At 64.8% G+C, this 22774-nt stretch carries 16 protein-coding genes; 3 read left to right on the plus strand and 13 right to left on the minus strand.

All coding sequences use genetic code 11. The features are described 5' to 3' along the window. Positions 1-38 precede the first annotated feature (38 nt). The 5 genes from NP3_RS18090 to NP3_RS18110 all read right to left on the minus strand — a co-directional run bounded on the left by NP3_RS18090 (position 39) and on the right by NP3_RS18110 (position 6426). Positions 39-686, minus strand: coding sequence for a vWA domain-containing protein (locus NP3_RS18090; protein WP_174566231.1), 648 nt, complete (start codon positions 684-686; stop codon positions 39-41). Between the two features lie 127 nt (positions 687-813). After that, a complete protein-coding gene (locus tag NP3_RS18095) occupies positions 814-3375 on the minus strand; it encodes an ATP-dependent Clp protease ATP-binding subunit (protein WP_063042776.1) in 2562 nt (853 codons plus the stop codon). Positions 3376-3626: 251 nt separating this feature from the next. Further along, positions 3627-4565, minus strand: a complete 939-nt coding sequence (locus NP3_RS18100) for an esterase/lipase family protein (protein WP_063042777.1) — start codon at positions 4563-4565, stop codon at positions 3627-3629. Between the two features lie 101 nt (positions 4566-4666). Next, on the minus strand, positions 4667-5500 hold the full coding sequence (locus NP3_RS18105; RefSeq protein WP_063042778.1) for an alpha/beta fold hydrolase: 834 nt from the start codon (positions 5498-5500) through the stop codon (positions 4667-4669). After that, positions 5497-6426, minus strand: a complete 930-nt coding sequence (locus NP3_RS18110) for an SDR family NAD(P)-dependent oxidoreductase (RefSeq protein WP_063042790.1) — start codon at positions 6424-6426, stop codon at positions 5497-5499. Before NP3_RS18110 ends, NP3_RS18105 begins: the two co-directional genes overlap by 4 nt. 275 nt (positions 6427-6701) lie before the next feature. Between NP3_RS18110 and NP3_RS18115 the strand changes: the two genes are divergently transcribed. Genes NP3_RS18115 through NP3_RS18125 form a run of 3 tightly spaced genes read left to right on the plus strand, consistent with a single transcriptional unit; the run spans position 6702 to position 16392 of the window. Beyond that, entirely contained in the window at positions 6702-13877 is a 7176-nt protein-coding gene (locus NP3_RS18115; protein ID WP_063042779.1) for a non-ribosomal peptide synthetase, read from the plus strand. A gap of 5 nt (positions 13878-13882) precedes the next feature. Beyond that, positions 13883-15073 carry an FAD-dependent monooxygenase gene (locus tag NP3_RS18120; RefSeq protein WP_063042780.1) on the plus strand — a complete coding sequence of 397 codons (1191 nt, stop codon included), beginning with the start codon at positions 13883-13885 and terminating at the stop codon, positions 15071-15073. Further along, the gene (locus tag NP3_RS18125) at positions 15073-16392 is read left to right on the plus strand and encodes a phthiocerol/phthiodiolone dimycocerosyl transferase family protein (protein ID WP_063042781.1); all 1320 of its coding nucleotides are present in this window, start codon (positions 15073-15075) and stop codon (positions 16390-16392) included. The genes NP3_RS18120 and NP3_RS18125 overlap by 1 nt, the downstream gene beginning before the upstream one ends. An 83-nt stretch (positions 16393-16475) precedes the next feature. On the opposite strand, the gene NP3_RS18130 is transcribed toward NP3_RS18125, so the two are convergent. From NP3_RS18130 to panD, 8 genes are all read right to left on the minus strand, one after another. Continuing rightward, on the minus strand, positions 16476-17150 hold the full coding sequence (locus NP3_RS18130) for an anthrone oxygenase family protein (RefSeq protein WP_063042782.1): 675 nt from the start codon (positions 17148-17150) through the stop codon (positions 16476-16478). Positions 17151-17287: 137 nt separating this feature from the next. Then, positions 17288-17848 carry an FHA domain-containing protein gene (locus NP3_RS18135; protein WP_245672443.1) on the minus strand — a complete coding sequence of 187 codons (561 nt, stop codon included), beginning with the start codon at positions 17846-17848 and terminating at the stop codon, positions 17288-17290. Positions 17849-18099: 251 nt separating this feature from the next. After that, positions 18100-18459, minus strand: coding sequence for a histone-like nucleoid-structuring protein Lsr2 (locus NP3_RS18140; protein ID WP_040686163.1), 360 nt, complete (start codon positions 18457-18459; stop codon positions 18100-18102). 115 nt (positions 18460-18574) lie between these two features. Then, the gene (lysS, locus tag NP3_RS18145; protein ID WP_063042792.1) at positions 18575-20041 is read right to left on the minus strand and encodes a lysine--tRNA ligase; all 1467 of its coding nucleotides are present in this window, start codon (positions 20039-20041) and stop codon (positions 18575-18577) included. Positions 20042-20351: 310 nt separating this feature from the next. After that, the gene (locus NP3_RS18150; protein WP_063042793.1) at positions 20352-20774 is read right to left on the minus strand and encodes a rhodanese-like domain-containing protein; all 423 of its coding nucleotides are present in this window, start codon (positions 20772-20774) and stop codon (positions 20352-20354) included. Positions 20775-20782: 8 nt separating this feature from the next. Continuing rightward, on the minus strand, positions 20783-21379 hold the full coding sequence (locus NP3_RS18155) for a cysteine dioxygenase (protein ID WP_063042783.1): 597 nt from the start codon (positions 21377-21379) through the stop codon (positions 20783-20785). Between the two features lie 179 nt (positions 21380-21558). Continuing rightward, a complete protein-coding gene (locus tag NP3_RS18160) occupies positions 21559-22353 on the minus strand; it encodes a type III pantothenate kinase (RefSeq protein ID WP_063042784.1) in 795 nt (264 codons plus the stop codon). Next, positions 22353-22772 carry an aspartate 1-decarboxylase gene (panD, locus tag NP3_RS18165; RefSeq protein ID WP_040686161.1) on the minus strand — a complete coding sequence of 140 codons (420 nt, stop codon included), beginning with the start codon at positions 22770-22772 and terminating at the stop codon, positions 22353-22355. Before panD ends, NP3_RS18160 begins: the two co-directional genes overlap by 1 nt. Positions 22773-22774: the final 2 nt, after the last annotated feature.

Consider the following 22774-nt stretch of genomic DNA (forward strand, 5'->3'; position numbering starts at 1 on the left):
CGCTGTGCTGATATGCGCGCCCGTCGTTGCCTGCGAAACTACTGCGTGTCCGGATTGGCCGCCTGACGTTCGGCATCGGTGAATCCATCCACCGCTTGCCCCGGCGCGGCCATACTGCGCCGCGCCGAATATGCCGCAGCCGACGCGAATGCCCCGGCCGCTCCGGCGGGTGTCGCGCCGTATGTCAGCGAGCGCCGCGGATCGAATCCCAATTCGGACCCCACCGCCACCGCATCCATATTCGCGCCGAGGAATACGAAATCCCAGGAGTACACCTCCTGCTGCTGCGTAATCAGCGCCCGGACCGCGGCATGGGTCCATTCCCGGCTGGAATTCTCGTGCCCATCGGTGAGCACAACGACAATCACCGTGCCCGGCCGCTCGTCCTCGGGTCGAGCCGAGAGTTCCCGGCCGATATCGGTGACCAGCCGCCCCACCGCGTCGTACAGTGCGGTTCCACCGCGCGGCTGCAGGCTCAGCGGCGGCACCTCGGCGATCGGCCGATTCGCATAGACCAGTTCGTATTCGGTATCGAACTGCGCGAGCGTCACCAGCGTCGTCTTCGGCACCTTGCGCTGTTCTTCGATGTAGGCGTCGAAGCCGCCCTCGGTGTCGGTTTTGATCGCCTGCATGGAACCCGACCGATCCAGCAGAACCGCGATCGATGTCAGATCTGAATTTGTCACCTAGCACCCCCGTGATAGTTGTCCGAATGACCGCTCCCCACGGTACGCCGCCGCTCGGGCGTGCGAATTCCAGAAAAAATGCCGCCCACCGGAAATCCGGTGGGCGGCATCTTCTAGCCGTTGCGAATCACTCGCCTGCGGCCTCGGCCGTGGTGGTGCCTTCGCCCGCACCCGTGAGCACGACCTCCGGCTTCTCCTCGGTGGCTGCCGCCTTGGTCAGCTTCGCCTTGCCGGTGAAGGTGAACTTGGCGTTCTCGCCGGAGCCCTCGCCGTCCCAGCCCTCGACGTCGACCACGATGGTCTGTCCCGGACCGATCTCGCCGAAGAGGATCTTCTCCGACAGCTGGTCCTCGATCTCGCGCTGGATGGTCCGGCGCAGCGGCCGGGCGCCGAGCACCGGATCGAAGCCGCGCTTGGCAAGCAGTGCCTTGCCCTGCGGGGACAGCTCGATCTCCATGTCCTTGTTCTTCAGCTGCGTGGCGACGCGGCCGATCATCAGATCCACCATCATCACGATCTGATCCGTGGTGAGCTGGTGGAAGACGATCACGTCGTCGATGCGGTTGAGGAACTCGGGCCGGAAGTGCTTCTTCAGCTCGTCGTTGACCTTGAGCTTCATCCGCTCGTAGTTCGAACCCTCGGCGTTGGACTGGGTGAAGCCCAGGCCGACCGCCTTGGAGATGTCCGAGGTACCCAGGTTCGAGGTGAAGATCAGCACGGTGTTCTTGAAGTCGACCGTACGTCCCTGGCCGTCGGTGAGACGACCGTCCTCGAGGACCTGCAACAGGGTGTTGTAGATCTCCTGATGTGCCTTTTCGATCTCGTCGAACAGAACCACGGAGAACGGCTTGCGGCGCACCTTCTCGGTGAGCTGGCCACCCTCTTCGTAGCCCACGTACCCGGGAGGGGCACCGAAGAGCCGCGATGCGGTGAAGCGGTCGTGGAACTCGCCCATATCGATCTGGATGAGCGCGTCGTCGTCGCCGAACAGGAAGTTCGCCAGCGCCTTGGAGAGCTCGGTCTTACCGACACCGGACGGACCGGCGAAGATGAACGAGCCCGAGGGCCGCTTCGGATCCTTCAGACCGGCGCGGGTGCGGCGGATCGCCTTCGACACGGCCTTGACCGCGTCCTCCTGGCCGATGATCCGCTTGTGCAGCTCGTCCTCCATGCGGAGCAGACGCGTGGTCTCCTCCTCGGTGAGCTTGAACACCGGGATACCGGTCCAGTTGGCAAGCACCTCTGCGATCTGCTCGTCGTCGACCTCGGCCACGACATCCAGATCACCGGAGCGCCACTGCTTTTCGCGCTCGGCGCGCTTGGCGACCAGCTGCTTTTCCTTATCGCGCAGCCGCGCCGCCTTCTCGAAGTCCTGCGCGTCGATGGCGCTTTCCTTCTCCCGGCGCGCATCGGCGATCTTGTCGTCGAATTCGCGCAGGTCCGGCGGGGCGGTCATCCGACGGATGCGCATGCGCGCACCGGCCTCGTCGATCAGGTCGATCGCCTTGTCCGGCAGGAACCGGTCGTTGATGTAGCGGTCGGCCAGGGTGGCCGCGGCCACCAGCGCGCCGTCGGTGATGGAGACCCGGTGGTGCGCCTCGTAGCGATCGCGCAGGCCCTTGAGGATGTTGATGGTGTGCTCGACCGTCGGCTCGCCGACCTGGACCGGCTGGAACCGGCGCTCGAGTGCGGCGTCCTTCTCGATGTACTTGCGGTACTCGTCGAGAGTGGTCGCACCGATGGTTTGCAGCTCACCGCGGGCCAGCTTCGGCTTCAGGATCGAAGCGGCGTCGATCGCGCCCTCGGCGGCACCCGCGCCGACGAGCGTGTGCAGCTCGTCGATGAACAGGATGATGTCGCCGCGGGTGTTGATCTCCTTGAGCACCTTCTTCAGGCGCTCTTCGAAGTCACCGCGGTAGCGGCTGCCCGCGACCAGGGAACCCAGGTCGAGGGTGTAGAGCTGCTTGTCCTTCAGCGTCTCCGGGACCTCGCCGTTGACGATGGCCTGGGCCAGGCCCTCGACCACGGCGGTCTTACCGACACCGGGCTCGCCGATGAGGACGGGGTTGTTCTTGGTGCGGCGGCTCAGCACCTGCATGACGCGCTCGATTTCCTTCGAGCGGCCGATGACCGGGTCGAGCTTGCCCTCGAGGGCGGCCTGGGTCAGGTTGCGGCCGAACTGGTCGAGCACCAGCGAGGTGGACGGGGTACCGGCCTCGCCGCGCGAACCGGATTCCACCGGCTCCTTGCCCTGGTATCCGGACAGCAGCTGGATGACCTGCTGGCGCACCCGGTTGAGATCCGCACCCAGCTTCACCAGCACCTGCGCCGCGACACCCTCACCTTCACGGATCAGGCCGAGCAGAATGTGCTCGGTGCCGATGTAGTTGTGGCCGAGCTGCAGCGCCTCGCGCAGGCTCAGTTCCAGCACCTTCTTGGCACGCGGGGTGAACGGGATGTGACCGGACGGAGCCTGCTGGCCCTGGCCGATGATCTCCTCCACCTGGCTGCGCACACCCTCCAGCGAAATACCAAGGGATTCCAGCGACTTCGCCGCTACGCCCTCGCCCTCGTGGATCAACCCAAGCAGGATGTGCTCGGTGCCGATGTAGTTGTGGTTGAGCATCCGGGCCTCTTCTTGGGCCAGGACAACGACGCGCCTCGCGCGGTCGGTGAACCTCTCGAACATCGCTCCCTCACTCTCCTGCTCCGAAATTCTGGCATCCGACGCTTCCGTGGCGTCAGCCTGCCATGAAGCCCGGGGGTTGCGGCCCCGGCCTCCACTCTAGTTGGCAGGGGATTACGCCGCCTCCAGTCCACCCTATTGGGGACCGGCGACAACACGGTCATTCACTCATAACGTGCTAGTTGCGGGATACGTTTCCGCTCAGGTTTTGCCCTCAGCGAAATCGCCGCCTCGCCGCTTCCCAGCCGTGGGTGTCACCCGGTGAACGGCGGGACGAACTCGCACGGCACCTCGCGCGCATGCGCCGGATCGAGGGCGTTGAGCACGAAGCGGGCGGTGCGCGGACTGCCCGCGATCGCCAGATGTTCGGAGAAGTCGATCGCGCAACCGTCCTGGACCACGATATTCGTCGCGTTCGACCCTGGTACGAAGCCCGAGTCGTACGGGACGACGATCTCGTCCAGGCTGCCCATGATGTTGGTGTAGGTGATACCGGGAACGTAGACGCCGTCGCTGTTGAGATCCCGCAGGAAGGTTGAATCGCGTAACAACTCGGTGCAGGCCTGGCACAGCGAACCCGCCGCAGCCTGGAAGTAGGGCCCGGCGCCGAGCCGGTCGGCGAATGCGGCCACATCCGCCCCGCCGCCCGCATTGGTACCGCGCCAGGCCGGAGCGATCGATACATATTTATCGATCTTGTCCGCACCGCCGAGCCGCTTGGCGTAGTAGTTCGGCAGCACCGTGCCCTGCGAATGCCCGATCACGTCCACCTTGCGCGCCCCGGTCGCCGCGAGCACCCGATCCACGAACGCCGCGAACTGCACCGCGCTCTGCTCGATCGGCAGCATCCCGCCGACCGCGGAGATCGGCCACGGCAGATCGTAGGCGCCGTAGGTCAGCGAGAAGACACAATAACCTTCGTTCGCGAGCAGCGGCGCGTACAGTCCCCAATTCGTCTGCGCCCCACCACCCGTACCGTGCGCGAGCACCACCGGATTCGGATGCGCCGCGCTGGGCCTGCACCCCCAATCATTCGAACCGGGCAGCGAGCCACCATGATTCACCAGCTCATTCGGAATTCCGGCGAAGAAGTTGTAGTCGACCGGATATTCGGCCTGCGCACTACCACCCGCACCGACCCACAGCACGGCCAGCACGGCAACGACGATCGCGGACCCGGAAACACGCCGCATGGAGACCTCCAAAATCTGGAACGTGTTCCAGAACGTAGCGCAACTTATCGTCACACCCGAGGCAGTTGAGACAACTCACGGAACGAATCGCCGAGCGAACTTCAGTGCGCCGCCAAGAACCGGGCGATCTCGGTGGCGAGCCACTGGGGTTGGTCCAGCGGAATACAGGTGGCGCTGTCGGCGATCTCGACGAGTTCACCGTTACCGAAGGCGGCCGCGAGCCGGGCACCGTGGTCGCGCGGCATGAGCTTGTCCCCGACAGCCCAGACCACGAGGGCGGGGCCGTCGAATCCGGCGACGGCCGCCGCCCAGCGCTCCAGTTGATCGCGGGAGTAGTCGTCGGACAGGATCTTTCGAACATCTCTGCGCACCTCGGCCTCGGTCGCGAAGGGCAGCTGCCAGCGCTCGGACAGCTCTGCCGGAATCGGGCGCAGAGAGGTCACGTCATTGCCCGCCAGCATCCGGCGCACCGCCGCACGTCGCGTCACCCAGCCCATCGCGGCGAACGCGCCCGGCACCCGGGCGGCCCTGGAGAAGGCCCGGCCCGCCGCCCCGGGCGGATAGTTGTCGAACGCTTCACAGGCACAGGCGACGATCGCTCGCAGCCGTGTGCCATAGCCCTCCGCCAGCATGACTTGCGCCGCGCCCCAATGGTTTTGCACGAGCGTCACGCGATCCAAATCCAAGGTCGCGCAGAAGTCGGCGACCAGCGCGGCGAGTCCGCGCACGGTCAGATCGGCATCCTGGCGCATCGGCAGGCGATGACTGCCCAGCGGCAATGTCGGGCGGATGTAGCGAAAACCCGTCGGCAGCTGCGCGACCACCCGATCCCACACCGCGGCATCCTTCATCGCACCGTGCAGGAACACCACCGGCGCACCCTCGCCCGATTCGACATATTCGATCGGCCCTGCGGGCAGCTCGACCACCTTCATCGCGTGTCCGCCGCCGAAATAGTCTGCACCACAGCGGAATTGCTCCCGGCCGACTTGGCCAGCACCAAGTCCAGGATGCGATCCGGCAGCAGTCGGGCGGCGAGGGTGGAGGCCAGCGAGTCCAGGCCGACCCGGTACCTGGTCTTCGGATTGCGTGCTGTCAGAGCATGTTCCACCACCTTGGCGAACTGCTCAGGCTTGGTCCTGCTGGACTTCGCCAGTCCCTCGTTCATCGCGACGAAGGCCGTGAAGCGTGTGCGGTAGAGCGCGGCGATATCGGGCGGGGCCTGTTCGAGCACGCGCTCCGCGGTATCGGAAACCTTGTCCCAGATCGGGGTCAGGATCGCGCCCGGCTCGATCACCGAGACACTGACCGACTGGGCCGCGAGTTCGCGCCGCAGCGAATCGGACAACCCCTCCTTCGCGAATTGCGATGCGGCATAGGCGCCGAGAAACGGCGAGGCCACCCGGCCGACGCCCGAACCGACATTGACGATCCGGCCGACCGGACCAGCCGCGGCGGTGCCGACGCGCAGCAGCGGCAGGAAGGTCCGGGTCACCGCGACCGCACCGATGACGTTCACCTCGAGCTGATACCGCAGGTCCTCGCTGCTGAGGCATTCCAGCGGCGCCGAATAACAGACGCCCGCGTTGTTCACCAGACCGAGCAGACCGTCCGCGCCACAGGTCTGCGCGATCCTTTCCCCGGCTGCTGCGATGGCACTTTCCGATGTGACATCGAGATGGATCGGAACGAGCCGTTCGGACTCGTTCGCCAACTCCTTGCCGACGACGTCGGATCGAACACCAGCGAACACCTGGAATCCCTTGGCCGCGAGATGGATCGCGGCCACCCGCCCCAACCCGGACGACGCACCGGTGACGAGAACCGCGCCGCGCGGCCCAGCCGAATTGGTCGCTTGCATAAGTACCTCATATTCGTCAAACAATCGGTCGCCGAGGGTGAAAGTTGTCACGATCGACGGCCTCCGGACAGGTCGACACTTGCTACTCACGGGTAGGACGAGTCAAGGTAGGCACATCTGGTCGTGCGCTGCAAGCGGGCGGGCGAATGTGCGCAACGAAGCGCGGGGGTTCGGACTTCGTCACTTGAATTATCTTTGGTCACACCGGATTTCGTGCTGCCTAACAAACATTTGGCTCGGCAGTTGTGCGCCGGGACAAATGTAGGAGACGTTCGATGGTCATTCGTTCCAATTCATCCGAGTCCACCGAGAAGTATCGTCCGCTGACCGCGTATCAGCGTGACCTGATGGCGGTCGCATCGCGCCACCCCGACCTGCCGATCGTGCAGGCGTCGGGCTACAGCCACATCGACACAGCGGTCGATACGGAACGGATGCGCCGATGTGTGGAACTGACCTTCCTCCGCAACGACGCGCCGCGCCTGCGCATCGAGTTCACCGAAGGTGAACTTCGGCAACGCATCAGCAATGCATTGCCCGAGCTCGAGGTGCACGATTTCTCCGGCGCGCCCGATCCGGCACAGGCCTGCCTGGACTGGATGCTCGCGGCCAATGGACGCACCATCACCGCGGATTCCGCGATGTTCCGGCTGGCGATTCTCATCGATACCCCGGAGTCGTTCTACCTCTACGGTCACATGCACCACGCCGTCGGCGATGCGTGGACGATGAATCTCCTACTCGGACAGATCATTACCGACTACGAGAGCACGACTCCCATCGACCGGCTGCCCGACTACCAGATGCCGTCGTATCTGTCGTTTGCCGAACGGGAGGAGGAGTACCGCGGGTCCGAGCGCTGGTCAGCGGACCGCGAGTGGTTCACCGGCTATCTCGACGGCGTCGTACCCGCGCTGTTCTCGCGCACGGCCTCGTTGGACACCGTCCGGCGCGGGTCACAGACCTTCCGGGTAGATCCGGAACTGGTCGAAGCGATTCGCCGCACCGGGATCTCGATCTTCTCCGTGACCTCGGCCGCCATCGCCACATATCTGTCGACCGTGCACCGCACCGATGAGATCGTGCTCGGCGTACCGATGCTCAACCGGAATACGCCCGAGGACATGATGACCGCGGGCGACTTCACCAATATGGTGCCACTGCGGGTGTGCTTGGACGGCGACCCGACCCTGCTGCAGGTGGCCATGCGCATCGCAGGCGAGGTCCGGCAACTCAAGAAGCGCCAGGGCTTCGCCTACGGCGACATCGTTCGCGCCCTCACCGAACGTCACGCGGTCATGCCGACCCTGTTCGACGTCACCTACTCCTACAGCCGGATGCCGTCGTCCGACCATATCGAGCGATTGATGGAGCGCTCCCGGATCTTCTCCGCGGGCACGGTGGCCGAATCGGTGAATATCGTTGCCGTCGAGCATGAACGCGATGGCCGCTTGGACCTGCACATCTTCGAATCCCAAGACGTTTTCGACACCGACTTCCCGATCATCGCGGCAATTCGGCAGGTAACCGGATTGCTGCGCGCGGCATTGGCGCGACCGGATATCCCCATCCGCGAACTCGACTGGCTGCCCGACGTCGATCGGGCCGCGCTCGCCGCCGTCGAAAATGGTCCGACCGTCAACTTTCCGGACACCACGTTGGATCGGATCTTCGCCGAACAGGCGACACGCGATCCGGACGCGATCGCGGTGGTCTTCGAGGACACCGTGCTCAGCTACGGCGAACTGCTCGCACTGGCTGATCGACTCGCCGCGGACCTGGTGCGCCGCGGCGTCCAGCGTGATGAGCGAATCCCGGTGGTGCTGCGGCGTTCTCCCGATCTGCTCATCGCGATCTACGGTGTGCTGCGGGCGGGCTGCGCCTATGTTCCGATCGATCCGAACTATCCGGCCGACCGAATCGCCACCGTCGTCCAGGAGAGCCGGGCCCGATACGCCATCACCGCGCCAGACCTCGACGTCGCCGCGACCGGTCCGGAGCTCACCCGGCTCTCCGTCTACCCCGAACACGACGACGATCCAGGCGAATCACGCACCGCGCCTGCCGATTTGGCATACGTGATCTTCACCTCGGGCTCGACCGGTAGGCCCAAGGGCGTGATGGTCGAGCATCGGTCGGTCGTGAACCGGCTGGCGTGGATGCAGAACCGGTACCCACTCGACTCGACCGATGTAATCCTGCAGAAGACACCGGCGACCTTCGATGTGTCGGTATGGGAACTGATGTGGTGGGCAACGGCCGGGGCACGCGTCGCACTGCTCGAACCGGATGGTGAGCGCGATCCGCGCCGGATCGTCGATGCCATCGAAGCACACGGTGTCACGGTCATGCATTTCGTACCGTCGATGCTCGGACCATTCCTGTCCGAACTGAACCGTGATCCCGAAGCACTGCGGCGGGTTTCGACGCTCCAACGCGTCTTCTGCAGCGGTGAGGCGCTCCCCGCCGAGTTGGTGTCACGGTTCGGCAAGGTCTTCGCGGCACTGCCCGAAACACCGCAATTGGTAAACCTTTACGGGCCGACCGAAGCCACCGTCGACGTTTCCTACTTCGACTGCCCCACCGGCGCGACGGAACTCGAGGTCGTCCCGATCGGCCGCCCGATCGAGAACATCACGCTGCTCATCCTCGACGAACACGGGAGACGCGTTCCGCTCGGTATGCAGGGTGAGTTGAACATCGCCGGAGTCGGCGTGGCGCGCGGCTACCTCGACCGCCCCGATCTCACCGCCGCCGCCTTTATCGACGATCCGTCGGTACCGGGCGGTCGTCGCTACCGGACCGGCGATATCGCCCGCTGGCTGGCCGATGCCACCATCGAGTATCTGGGCCGCCGCGACGATCAAGTGAAGATCCGCGGCAACCGGGTGACGCTCGGCGAAGTCGAGAACCAACTGCTGGCCTGCCCTGGCGTACGCGCCGCGGCCGTGATCGACCAACCATCGCAAACAACCCACGGTAGCTATCTGATCGGCTATTTCGTCACCGAGTCGGCGGGCAGCGCGAGCGAGGAGACGGTTGCCGCACATCTGGCCCGCCACCTGCCCGCGTATATGGTGCCGAGCCGGATCGTTCAACTGGGCGAGATCCCACTGACCGCCAACGGCAAACTGGACCGGCGTGCGCTGGCCGCCTCCGGCGCGCACGCGGTTACCACCGTGGGTGCGCAACCGCGCAACGCAACCGAACGGGCACTGGTGGAACTGTGCGCTCAGGTGCTCGGCACCCGGATCGGCATCCACGACAACTTCTTCACCCACGGCGGTGACTCCATCCTGGCGCTGGCCCTGCGCACGGCCGCCGAACAGCGCGGGCTCTATCTCGATGTGGATGTGCTGTTCACCAAGCCGACCATCGCCGAACTGGCCGCACATGTCGCCGACCATCCGCAGTCGACTCCGAATCATGTCGCGGCGCAGTTCGAGTTGCTGCCGCTGGTCGACCGGGCCGCGGTCGACTTCGCCGAGGATGCGTTCCCGGTCACCTCGCTCCAGCTCGGCATGCTCTTCCACGCAGGCGAGCGGGCGGATTCCACCCTGTACAAGGACGTATTCCGATACCGGGTGGCAATGCCGTGGCGGGAGACGGAATTCCGAGCCGCCGTCGACCGGCTCGTCGCCCGCCAACCCGCCTTGCGGTCGTCATTCGATCTGACCTCGTATTCGATACCGCTGCAGATCGTGCACCACCGAGTCGAGCAGGTGCTGTCGGTGGTCACCGACGCCGATGCACACGAGATCGACCAATACATCCAGGAGCGTAGGCATTTCGCCTATGACATCGGTGCCGCCGCGCTGTTCCGGCTGCGCGCCTATATCCACGCCGAAACCATCGACCTCGTTCTGAGCTTTCATCACGCCATCCTGGACGGCTGGAGTGTGGCGAATCTGATGCGGTCGCTGCTCCAGGATTACCTGAGCCACATCGGTTTCCAGATTCCGGCACTGGACCAGCGAGCGCTGTCCTCCACCGTGCTCGCCGAATACGCCAAGGCCGAACAGCTGGCCGAGACCGACGCCGGGCATGCGCAGTACTGGCAGGAGTTCCTCGCGGGCTCGAATCCGACGGCGCTGCCATCCGCGCTGGCCCATCTGCCCGTAACCGATCCGATCGAGAAGCCGCGGGTGACCCATGTCCTACCGCGCGGCCTCCAAGACGCGGCAACCCGGTTCGCGACCGAATATCAGGTCACCACGAAATCGCTGTTCCTCGCCGCGCACTGCCTCGCCCTGCGCGCACTGACGGGCCACGTCGACGTGACCACCGGTGTGATCGGCCACGGTAGGCCGGGGCGGGCCGACGCGGAATCCGTCGCGGGACTGTTCCTCAACACACTCCCGATGCGTCTCGACGACACCGCCGTCACCTGGCTCGCTGCCGTCGAGCAGATCGCACAGCGCGAGCGCGCCCAATATCCGCACCGACGCTATCCGCTGCGCGCGATTCTTGCCGATATCGCCGCGAGCGGATCCGGCCGGTCACACGGCAGTTCGGTCTTCGAGACGGCGTTCAACTTCGTGAACTACCACGTCTTCAGCACGGTCACCGCGGTGGCGGGCATCGAGTTCCGCGGATTCGACGTACGCGAGGAAACGAACTTCCCAGCGCTGCTGACGGTGGCCACCGATCCGCGGGACGGACGGATGCTGATCCGCGTCGACGGCGATACCTCGCTCACCCGAGAGCAGTGCGACACTCTGGCACAAACCTGCATTCGGATGCTCGCCTGCATTATCGACGACCCGGCAGGTCCGATCGATATGGGCAGCGCCCGGATCCGCGCCGCCGATGTGGCACAGCAGATCACCGATCGCGCGGCGCGCCAGCCGGATTCGCTCGCGATCCGGTCGAATAGCCTGACCTGGACCTACGACGAATTCGCCGAGCGCGTCGACATTATCGCGGGAAAGCTGGTCGCACTGCGACTACCGCCGCACGCGCGAATCGGCGTACTGATGAACCGGCGACCAGAGCTCATCGCCACCGTCGTCGCGATCGCGAAGGCGGGCGCGGTATGTGTGCCGCTGGATGTGAATTATCCGGAGCACCGCCTGCGGCTGATGATCGACCGGTCGAACCCGGCCCGGATCATCGCCGACGCCGAATACGCCGAACTGGTCACCGACCGGAACCTGCTGCTGGATGCCGGAACACTCACCGACGCAACCGGCGACCCCGTGGGGCCATTGCCCGTCATCGCCCCCGAAGCGCCCGCATACGTGCTGTTCACCTCCGGATCGACCGGCGAACCCAAGGGCGTGGTGATGCCGCACCGGGCGCTGGCCAATCTGGTCGATTGGCAGAACCACACCGCATCGGGGACCCGCGCACTGAGCACTATCCAGTACGCACCGCTCAGCTTCGACGTCTCCTTCCAGGAGATCTTCGCGACGCTGGCCGCGGGCGGGCTGCTGCGGCTCGCCGAAGCCACCCATCGCTCGGATATGACCGCATTGCTCGACACCGTGATCACCGAGAATGTACAGCGGCTGTTCCTGCCGTTCGTCGCGCTACAGGCATTCGCCGAAACCGCTATCGCCACCGATCGTTACCCGGCGGGTTTGCGGGTGCTGGCCTCCTCCGGTGAGCAGCTGCGGCTGACGCCGGAGATCCGGACACTGCTCGCCGCACTTCCGGATGTGCTACTGGAAAACCAGTACGGCCCAACAGAAACCCATGTCGCGCTGAGTCAGCCGCTCACCCGAGCGGCGCACGAACTGCCCGCATTGCCGCCCATCGGCTATCCCATCGACGGCGCCTCGGTGCACCTGCTCGACGATAGGTTGCGTCCGGTACCGACGGGCATGATCGGCGAGATCTACCTCGGCGGGATCGCGGTGGCGACGGGCTACGAGGGACGGGGTGGCCTCACCGCACAACGCTTCGTGCCAGCCGGACCGAATGGCGAAATCGTCTACCGAACAGGCGATCTCGGCTTCCGATTGGTAACGGGTGCGGTGGTGTGCCAGGGCCGCGCGGACAGCCAGGTGAAGATTCGCGGCTTCCGTGTGGAACCGGCCGAGGTGGAATTGCAGATCGGCGCCCTGAGCGGGGAGTTCCCAGGCATCCGCGAATCGGCGGTGGTGGCACGCGAATTCGGCGGCATCGACGGTGTGCTGACCGCCTTCCTGGTAGGCGACGAACTGAATACCGATGTGCCCGCCTTGATCGCCCGGCTGCGCACAGTTCTCCCCACGCACATGGTGCCTGCCCAGTTCGCCTGGCTGGACGAGCTTCCGAAGACGCCGAGCGGTAAACGCGACGACCGCGCCCTGCGCGAAATGCGCCTGGATTTCGTCGCGGACGCGGCCGATTACACACCGCCACGCGATGAGATCGAGGCCGCCGTCGCCGAGATCATGGCCGAATTCGCGGGATTGCCTGCTATCGGCGCCGACCAGAACTTCTTCGATGCGGGTGGTACCTCGGTCGGGGCCATGCGCGTGGTGCTGAGTATGAGTCGCCGCTGGGATACCGAAATTCCGCTGGACACCTTCGTCAACGCCCCCACCGCGGCCGCACTCGCGGCGATCGTCCGCAATGACGGCCGCCGCGCCTTCGATCCGCTGGTCACGTTGCAAACCGGGAATCCGGAGGTGGCTCCGCTGTTCCTGGTGCATCCGATCGGCGGAAATGTGCTGTGCTATCTCCCGCTGACCAAACACCTGCCGGATGATCGTCCGGTATACGCCCTGCAGGCCGCGGGCGCCGATATCGGCCGTGAGCCGATCCGGTCCATGGAGGAGTTGGCCGCCTCCTATATCGAAGCGATCCGGCGAGTGCATCCCGGCGGGCCGTGCCATCTCGCCGGGTGGTCGTTCGGCGGCTATGTGGCGCTGGAAATTTCGCGTCAGCTGCCGAAATCCGAGGTGGCCAGTCTCACGCTGCTCGACACCATTGCCCTGCGGCCCGGCGAACGGGCACCCATCGCGGAGAAATCCCTGATGCGCTGGTTCTTCCAAGAATTGCTCTGGTATGCGCGCGGCGCGGGCGCGGCCGCCTTCGATTTCGAAGACGAGATCGAGGACACCGACGAATTGTTCGCGCGCATGCTGGCGGAGGCGATCGAAGCCGGAATTCTGCCCGCGGACAGTTCCGCCCGCTCGATCCGTCGGCTGTACAACGTCTTCGAGGCGAATTCGACTGCGGCACGTAACTATCGGCTGAAACCACTGGATCGCGATGTGACCCTGCTGCGGGCCGAAGAAGGTCTGCCGCCTGGGGTCGACATGGCCCATCAGATCGCGGGCACCATGTACAACAGCGATTCCAATGGCTGGGGGGATTACGTCGAGGGATCGCTCGACATCGTGTCGATCCCCGGCGATCACCTGAACATGATGATCGATCCGCACGTCGCGGCGCTGGCCACCACACTGGCGGGCGCGCTCGACGCTACGGAATCAGTGACCAGCACGGTGGGGCGGTAATACGAATGGGCAGGACGAAAGCCATCGTGCTCGGCTCGGGTATCGGCGGTCTGACCACCGCCGCCGCGCTGCGCCGTGCGGGCATCGGTGTCGAAATCTTCGAGGCGGCACCGCAACAGCGCAAGACCGGAACCGGCCTCGGGCTGGCATCGAACGCGACCGCCGTGCTCGACGCACTCGGCATCGAGTTCGGATCGATAGCGCAGACCATGCGCACGTTCGAATTGCGCACGGCGGCAGGCGAACTGATGCGCGAGATACCGATCGCGGCGATCACCGCCGAACTCGGCACCCCGATCATCACCATTCACCGCAACGAGCTGATCGACGCCATGCATGCCGCCGCGGGCGATCCCCCGATCCACTACGACGCGCGCGCCACCGGATATGCGGTGCGCGCGGACGGCGGCGTCGAGGTGCGCTTCGCTGACGGACGCAGCGCGGTCGGCGATCTGCTGATCGGCGCCGACGGTATCCGATCCGTCGTGCGTGCCCGATTGCAAGGCGAGCGACCGCCGACGGAATACGGATATCTGTGCTGGCTCGCGATCATCCCATTCCGCCACGCGCGGATGACCGAGGGATATGCGGGCCACTATTGGGGTCCCGGTCAGCGTTTCGGTCTCATCGATATCGGTGGCGGCCGCGCCTACTGGTGGGGCACCAAGAATATGCCCGCCACACAGGCGCGCGACTGGCGCGGCGGTAAGGACGACATCCTTGCGGCCTTCGCGGGTTGGGCGCCCGAGGTGCGCCAAGCGATCAGGGAAACCGACGAAGCGGCGATTGTCGCGGTGCCCGCCCAGGACCGGCCGTTCTCCACGCGTTGGGGCACCGGACCGGTCACCCTCGTCGGCGATGCCGCGCATCCGATGCTGACCAGCCTGAGTCAGGGCGCCGGGTCGGCTATCGAGGACGGCTATGTACTGGCCAGGAGTCTGGCGGTGCGCCTGGCTTCCGGCGGCGATGTGGTCGCCGGACTGCGGGACTACGAGAAGGCGCGGATTCCGCGCACCAGGGCTCTCGTCGAAGGTTCCCGACGACTCAGCATGACCGAACAACTGGCCGATCCGGTGGCGTGCGCGGCGCGGAACCTCTTGCTGAAGTACGTTCCGACCACGGTGCTGCAGCGGGTCAATATGCGGCCGATGCGCTTCACTGTGGAACCGATGCCTGCGCCCGAACAGGTGCATTGATGCCGATCTCGCTGGCACGACCACTCAGCCCGATCGAACGCTGGTATTGGATTCTCGATCAGGTCTCGCCGTTGAACGTGATATCGCGCGTGCGGGTGCACGGTGAGCTGGATACGGCGGCATTGCGCACGGCCGCCGAAGCGCTGGCTCGGCGGCATCCGTTCCTGCGGGTCGCCATCGCGGCGGACGCCGAGGGCGCGAACCCGCGATTCGTGCCGACCGATGCGGCGATCACGGTGCGCGCCATCACCGGCGACGACCGCACCTGGGAGCATGAGGTCGACAGTGTCGAACTAGCCGAATCGACCGATTGGGTGCGCGGACCGTTGGCCCGGATCCTGCATGTCGCGGTGCGACTCGACGATGGCAGCGTCGCGCACGACCTGGTCTTCGTGGTATCCCACGTCATCGCGGACGGTACCTCGGCGCTCACCCTGCTCCAGGATCTGGTGACCTTCGCCGCGACCGCGCCGGGCGCGGTCACCGAGCTCGATACCTTCGATCCGCCGGAACAGCGGCTGCCGAGGAAGTTCCGCGGTTCGCTCGGCGCGGCCCGCTCCGTGCGGGTCGCGCTCGCGGAGGAGCTGAACCGTGCCGCCGCTCGGCCGAGGCGGCTCGAGCCCCAAGCCGGAGTGGCCCCCTCGGCACGGCGCACCCGCCTGATCCGGCGCGAACTCTGCGGCGACGAACTCGCCCGGCTGAGCGCGGCCTGCCGGGCACACGGCGTCTCCGTGCACGGAGCCCTCGGTGCCGCACTGACCTCGGCCATCGGGGCGCAGCTGACGCCGGGGCGCGCCGACAAGCTGAGTATCGGCTCACCAGTGGACTTCCGCGGCGAGTTGGCGCCACCGGTCGGGACGCAGGAGGCGGGGGCCTATGTGTGCACCCTGCCCACCGTGCTCGAATATGGTCCCGCTGTCGACTTCTGGTCCACTGCGGCACGTTTGAACAAGGACCTGCGGGAGCGGTCCTCGGCGGACCGATGCTTCGCACTGGTCTCGATGCTCGGCGTCGTTACACCGAAGTCGTTGGCGCACAGTGCCAAGACCATGCGAATGGCGGAGCAGCGCGGACCCGGCAATATCTGTCTGTCGAATATCGGCCGCTACGATTTCGCGCACCGGATCGGCCCGTGGCGGTTATCCGGTGCCCAGTTCATTGCCGGGATCTCGATGAGCGGATACTACGTCGGTACGGTGAATTCCAGCCACGGCGCGTTGTTTTGGAACTTCACCTATATCGAAGGGATCGTGTCCGAGGGACGCGCACGGCGTATCGCAGATGACACCCTGCATCTGGTCCGACAAGCATCGTCCTGACCACGGGCAACCCCGAAAACCGCCGTCGGCGAGCCGATCATTGATCGACCCGCCGACGGCGGCAGAATACTGGCGGTGGATTCCTACGCCAGGGAATGCGCACCCATCGGCTGCGAGCCGGGCTGTCCCTGTCCGAATCCGTACTGCTGAGCCATGATCGGCGCCCGGTACGGCTGACCGGCGGATTGCGGACCGACACTCGGCATCGGCCGAGACTGCGAAATCTGCTGTGCGCCAACCGTACCCGCGACCTGCGTGCGGCCGTGCTGAATACCGGCCACGAACAGCGCCCCGGTCAGCACCAAGAAGGCCAGTGTGTGCAGGATGGCGCGGAGGATATTCCAACGGACCCAAGCGGATTCGAAATCGGCACGCACCTTTGCCAGATCACCGATCTGGGCCGGGTCGCCTGCCGCCGCGAGTTGGTCGTTGAGTGGGACATTCAATCCGGAGGTGACCGCGAAGGCGATCACATTGAGTGCCAAGGCCACACCGAGCCAGATCAAGGTGGTGCGGTGCTCCTTGCCCAGGTGCAGCGCCGCCGCGAGCAGGGTGAAGCCGACGGTGCCGAGGAATCCGAGCATGAACCACGGGTTGATGATGACCACATTGATCTTCTGCATCACATCGATCAGCACGCGATCGTCGGTGCGGTTCAGCGCGGGCATCACCGATATCGCATAAGCGTAGAAAACGCCCGCGATCAAGCCGGTTGCGAGGGTGGCCGCCACCAGCGCGGCGAGTCGTAGCGCGAACATGAATTTCTCCTGCCTCGGAACCCGGACCTGATCCGATTTGCTCGGTCCGGCGATGAATCAAGTACACCGGTAACCGGCGCGACCATCCATGGTTCAAGCGCTCGGCTACCTAAGCGAGAGTCCACGCCCCGCCCGCGTCACAAGTCTCGGTCGGAGATCAACCCACTTTGCATGGCCAAACCGGCCAGTCGGACTCTTTTCTGATTCTGCGGCAGATTTTCCACACCGAACTTGGCGAACAGTGCCCGCAGATGTGTCTTGATCGCATCGACGCTGAGGAACAATTCCTCGGCGATCTGTTGATTCGAAGCGGGGGTCGCGAAACCCGCGCCGTTCTTATATGGACGGCACAGCGCGACCAGCACCGCGCGCTGGGTATCGGTCAGTGAGCGCAGCGTGGGAATAGTGCCGGTCGAGGTCCGCGTCGCATCGTCGACAACGCCGCCGAAATCGTGGAACGAGACCAGCGAGGTACCGACCCGGATCCGATCGCCCGCCATCAACCGCCGCCGCCCGACGAGTCGCTCGCCGTTGACGAAGGTACCGTTGCGGGACAGGCCGTCATCGACGATCGTCCAGTGCGCGCCGAGATATTCGACGGCAGCATGCAGCCGCGAGACCTCCGCGTCCCAGCGCAGCGCCAGATCGGCCTGCGGGGAACGTCCGATGGTGACGCGCTGCTGGTCCGGGGTGAGCATGAACTCCTGCTGCCGACCCGAGTCATCAGTGAATCGCAATAGCGATCCGACGAAACCAGTCACTGCGCCGATACCTCATCTCTCCATACCGCCAGTGACGCTCTTCGCACAGTTCCATGGTGCCGCGTCCTGGTACCGCGAGCAAGATCGAGTCGACTCCGAACCTTCCTCATATCGAAGGCCTATCACAAACGAGCCGCCGCCCGGGCGTCGCACGATTCGCCCGGGCGGCAGCCCAATTAAATAAGAACTCAGCCCTTCGCGGCCTTGTTGTACGCATCGGTGATGTCGGCCGAGATACGACCCCGCGCGGACACCTTGTGCCCATTCCGGCGCGCCCACTCGCGAATTGCAGCGCTTTGTTCACGATCGATCGAGACCCGGCTCTTTGCAGCTCCGGGAGCAGCGACCGCAGCCTTGACCCGCCGCCGACCGCTGACCCGCCGAGCACTCGAAACCCACTCTTCCAAGCCGTCGCGCAGCTTCGCCGCATTTGCCGACGACAGGTCGATCTCGTACGACACACCGTCGATCGCAAACTCAATGGTCTCGTCCGCGATGGACTCACCATCGACATCGTCGATCAGGCTAACGGTGACCTTCTTTGCCATGAGATGAACGTCCTCTCGAAATCGTGCGACCCGCATACTAGGCCGATTACCCGAGGCAAGAATACCCCGAATTCGAAAAATTCCAAGACGAGGGCCGAACTATGCAATCCGATCGTCAGCGAGTGACTGGACGCACAATTGGGAACAGTATCGTTTCCCGGATTCCCAATCCCGTGAGTGCCATCAACAAGCGATCGATTCCCATACCCGTACCCGTTGTCGGAGGCATGCCGTGCTCCATCGCCGCGAGGAAGTCCTCGTCGAGTGCCATCGCCTCGTCATCACCTTGCGCGGCAAGCCGCGCTTGATCCACGAACCGCTCGCGCTGGATCACCGGATCGACCAACTCCGAATAGCCAGTTGCCAACTCGAAGCCGCGCACATAGAGATCCCACTTCTCGGTAACTCCGGGCTTGCTGCGATGCTGTCTGGTCAGCGGTGATGTCTCGACCGGGAAGTCACGCACGAAAGTCGGGGCGTAGAGCTTGTCACCATACTGGTGCTCCCACAGTTCTTCGACAAGTTTGCCGTGGCCATAGCCCTTGTCCTCGGGAATTTCGAGTCCGACCCGATCTGCGAGTGCAAGTAATTCCTCGATCGAAGTTTCCGGAGTCACCGATACACCCAGTGCGTCCGACAGTGAGGGGTACATCTCGACCGTCGCCCACTCACCGCGGAGATCGTATTCGGTGCCATCTGCAAGGGTTACCACCTGCGTGCCGAAGACCTCCTCGGCAACTTCCTGCACCAATTCCCGAATCATCCGTGCGGAGTCATCGTAGGTGCCGTATGCCTCATAGGTTTCCAACATTGCGAACTCCGGGGAATGCGTGGAGTCCGACCCCTCGTTCCGGAAGTTCCTGTTGATCTCGAAGACCTGTTCCAGGCCACCGACCACACAGCGCTTGAGGAACAGTTCGGGCGCAATTCGCAGGTAGAGATCGATATCGAGGGCATTGGAATGGGTGACGAACGGTCGCGCCGCCGCACCGCCGTGCAGCGTCTGCAGCATCGGCGTCTCCACCTCGAGGAAGCCGCGGCGCTCGAGCGCGTTGCGCATCGCGCGCACCACCGCGACCCTGGTCCTGGCCATTTCCCTGGCCTCGGGGCGCACGATCAGATCGACATAGCGCTGCCGAACCCGCGACTCCTCGTTCATCTCCTTGTGCGCCACCGGCAGCGGCCGCAGGGCCTTGGCCGACATGGCCCAGGAATCGGCCATAACGCTCAATTCACCGGTTCGTGAGGAGATCACCTCGCCGTGTACGAATACGAAGTCTCCGAGGTCTACATCGGCCTTCCAGTCCGCCAGTGCGTCGGCTCCGACACCGTTGAGGCTGATCATCGCCTGCAGTTTGGTGCCGTCGCCCTCCTGCAGCGTCGCGAAACACAGCTTGCCGGTATTACGCAGGAAAATGACGCGTCCGACGACACCGGCCTGCAGACCGGTCTCGGTGTCCGGCTCGAGCTCCGGATAGGCGGCCCGAATTTCGCCGAGAGTATGTGTGCGCGGCACCACCACCGGATAGGCATCACCGCCATCGGCGATCAACCGCTCGCGCTTCTCGCGCCGAATCCGCATCTGCTCCGGAACATCGTCCGCGGCGGGCGCGGGACGGTTGGCTTGCCCCGCAGGAACCGAACCCGCGGAGCGACCGGATGAAGGCGTGTTCGGGTTGCTCACGTTCAACAACACTAGCGGGCACCGGAAATCGATTTGCGGGCCGCCCGGGCACGACCGACCGCTAACGAATCAGCGGGGCCCGGAACGGTCCGTCATGTCCTGTTTCGCGACCTTCTCCGGCACGCCGAATAGCGGGCGCACTCCGGCAATCATCCGAAAGCCATTGCGCGCCCGTATGTTTCGAGATGGAAGTGGTTTCGGCCCGAATTTACAGTGTTGCCAGCGCCTCGACCTCGCGCGCGAAGTGCGGCGCCCGGACTCCGACACTGAGCAGACCGGCCGCCTTCATTGCCTGGTAGCCACCGATCACATCGGTGGCCCGATGCAGGCCGAGTTCCTGCAGCGCGGCCGCGGCGAGACTGGAGGTAAAGCCCTCCGAGCAGACGACGATCCATTCCACATCGTGATCGGTGGCCAGTGCCAGCCGGGCCGAACTCGACGGATCCAAACGCCATTCCAAGACATTCCGTTCGATCACCAGCGCGCCCGGCAGTGCGCCCTCACGTGCGCGCTGCGCCTGCGGCCGGATATCGACCAGAATCGCGCCCCGATCGAGCGCCTGTGGCGTTTCGAAGGCATAGATCCGATTCAGGCGGGCCCGCGCGTTCTCGAGCATCTGATCGATGGACAAACGGGTCATCACATATCACCTTCGGGCTGGTCGGTGAGGACGGTTCGGGAGCGCCGCAGGGTGCCGTGGCCGGTCACCTCGTAATAGGACATGGCGGTGAGCGGCGGTGAATAAGCGTGCACGCTGAGCGTCGGATCGAGCGGCCCGGCAGATTCCACCGCGGCCGGCGCGCGCATCACATCGTGCACCCAGCCGATCGGGAACGAGGCCTGGTCTCCCGCGGTCAGCGTGCGCCTGCGCAGTTCCGTTCCATTCCAGCGGAATTCCGAGAGCGCGCCGCTGAGCACGGTCAGTGCGCCGAGCGAACCGGCGTGGTCGTGCAATTCGGTGGATTTGCCGGGAGTCCAGCTGATCAGCCAGACATCGACCTCGTCGTCGGAAAGCAGCCGGGTGGCCCAGCGCTCATCGGCGGGCCAAATTCCATTGGCGGGCAACAGATGGTCGTAGCGTCCCGCGAGTACGTCTTCGGCCCCCTCGTCGGTCAGCCGGAGCAGATCGGCGGGACGCAGGCGGGTGGGTAATGCGGAGGAGACGGCACGATCCAACGGCGGGGTGGCCGAAACGGCACTACGTGCGGAATCGAGGGAAAGAACGGAAGAACGCATCAGCGAATCTCCAGGAGTATGTCAACGGTCGAGGGACTTGGTCAGCCTCGAACGGTCGAGGCAGGTCAGCCTCGACAACACTCCTGGGTGCTCACGCGGGAATACACGGGTGCGAGTGTAGCAGCGCGAAAACCGGCGGCAAAGCGCCTGGTCATGCCTGAGCACTCCGGAAGGGCATATCAACTGCCCTTACGGCGCTGATTGCGCTCGTAGACCAGGCGCAATCCGGTCAATGTGAGATGCGGCTCGTGGTGGTCGATGGTCTCCGATTCCGGCACGATCAACGGTGCGGTGGCGCCGGTCGCGACCACCGCGACATCGTCACCGGCGAATGCGTCGAATTCATCGCGAATCCGATCGATCAGGCCGTCCACCAAACCGGCGAAGCCGAATATCGCGCCGGATTGGATGGCCTCGACGGTGTTCTTGCCGACCACCGAACGCGGGCGCGCCAACTCCACCCGGCGCAATGCGGCACGTTCGATGAGCGCCTCACTGGAGATCTCCACACCCGGTGCGAGCACACCGCCGAGAAACTCGCCCTTGGCCGACACCAGATCAACGGTGGTGGCGGTGCCGAAATCGACGACAATCGCGGCCGTGCCGAAACGATGATGTGCGGCAAGGGTGTTCACGATGCGGTCCGCGCCGATTTCCTTGGGATTGTCGACGAGCAGCGGAATACCGGTCCGCACACCGGGTTCCACCACCACATGCGGCACATGATCCCAATAGCGAGTGAGCATCGATCTGATCTCGCGCAGTACCGGCGGCACGGTGGACAACGCCGAAACTCCGACGATCTCCTCGACCTGATCGCCGACCAATCCGCGCACCTGCATGGCGAATTCGTCCGCGGTCAGCAGCGGATTGGTATGCATCCGCCAGTGCCGCACCAACTTCGCGTGACTACCACTGCCCGAGAACAATCCGAGCTCGATGCTCGTATTTCGGACATCGATGGCCAGCAGCATCAGACTGTGGTCAGTGAGCGCGGGGTGACCAGACCGGAACCCGCCGGGGCATGCGCCGGATCGGAACCGAGATCGGTCGCACGATTGTGCTCGTCGACGAAGACGACCTTCGGGGCATATTCCTTCAGCTCCGCCTCGTCCATCATGCCGTAGGCGATCAGGATGACCAGATCGCCGGGATGCACGAGATGGGCGGCGGCGCCATTGATCCCGATGACACCCGAACCGCGCTCACCGGCGATCACGTAGGTCTCCAGCCGGGCGCCGTTATCGATATCGACAATGCAGACCTGCTCTCCCTCGAGCAGATCGGCGGCGTCGAGCAGATCCTGGTCGACGGTCACCGAGCCGACATAGTGCAGATCGGCGTGGGTCACCGTGGCACGGTGGATCTTCGACTTCATCATGGTGCGCAACATCG

Source organism: Nocardia pseudovaccinii NBRC 100343, from assembly GCF_001613225.1.
Classification (GTDB): Bacteria; Actinomycetota; Actinomycetes; order Mycobacteriales; family Mycobacteriaceae; genus Nocardia; species Nocardia pseudovaccinii.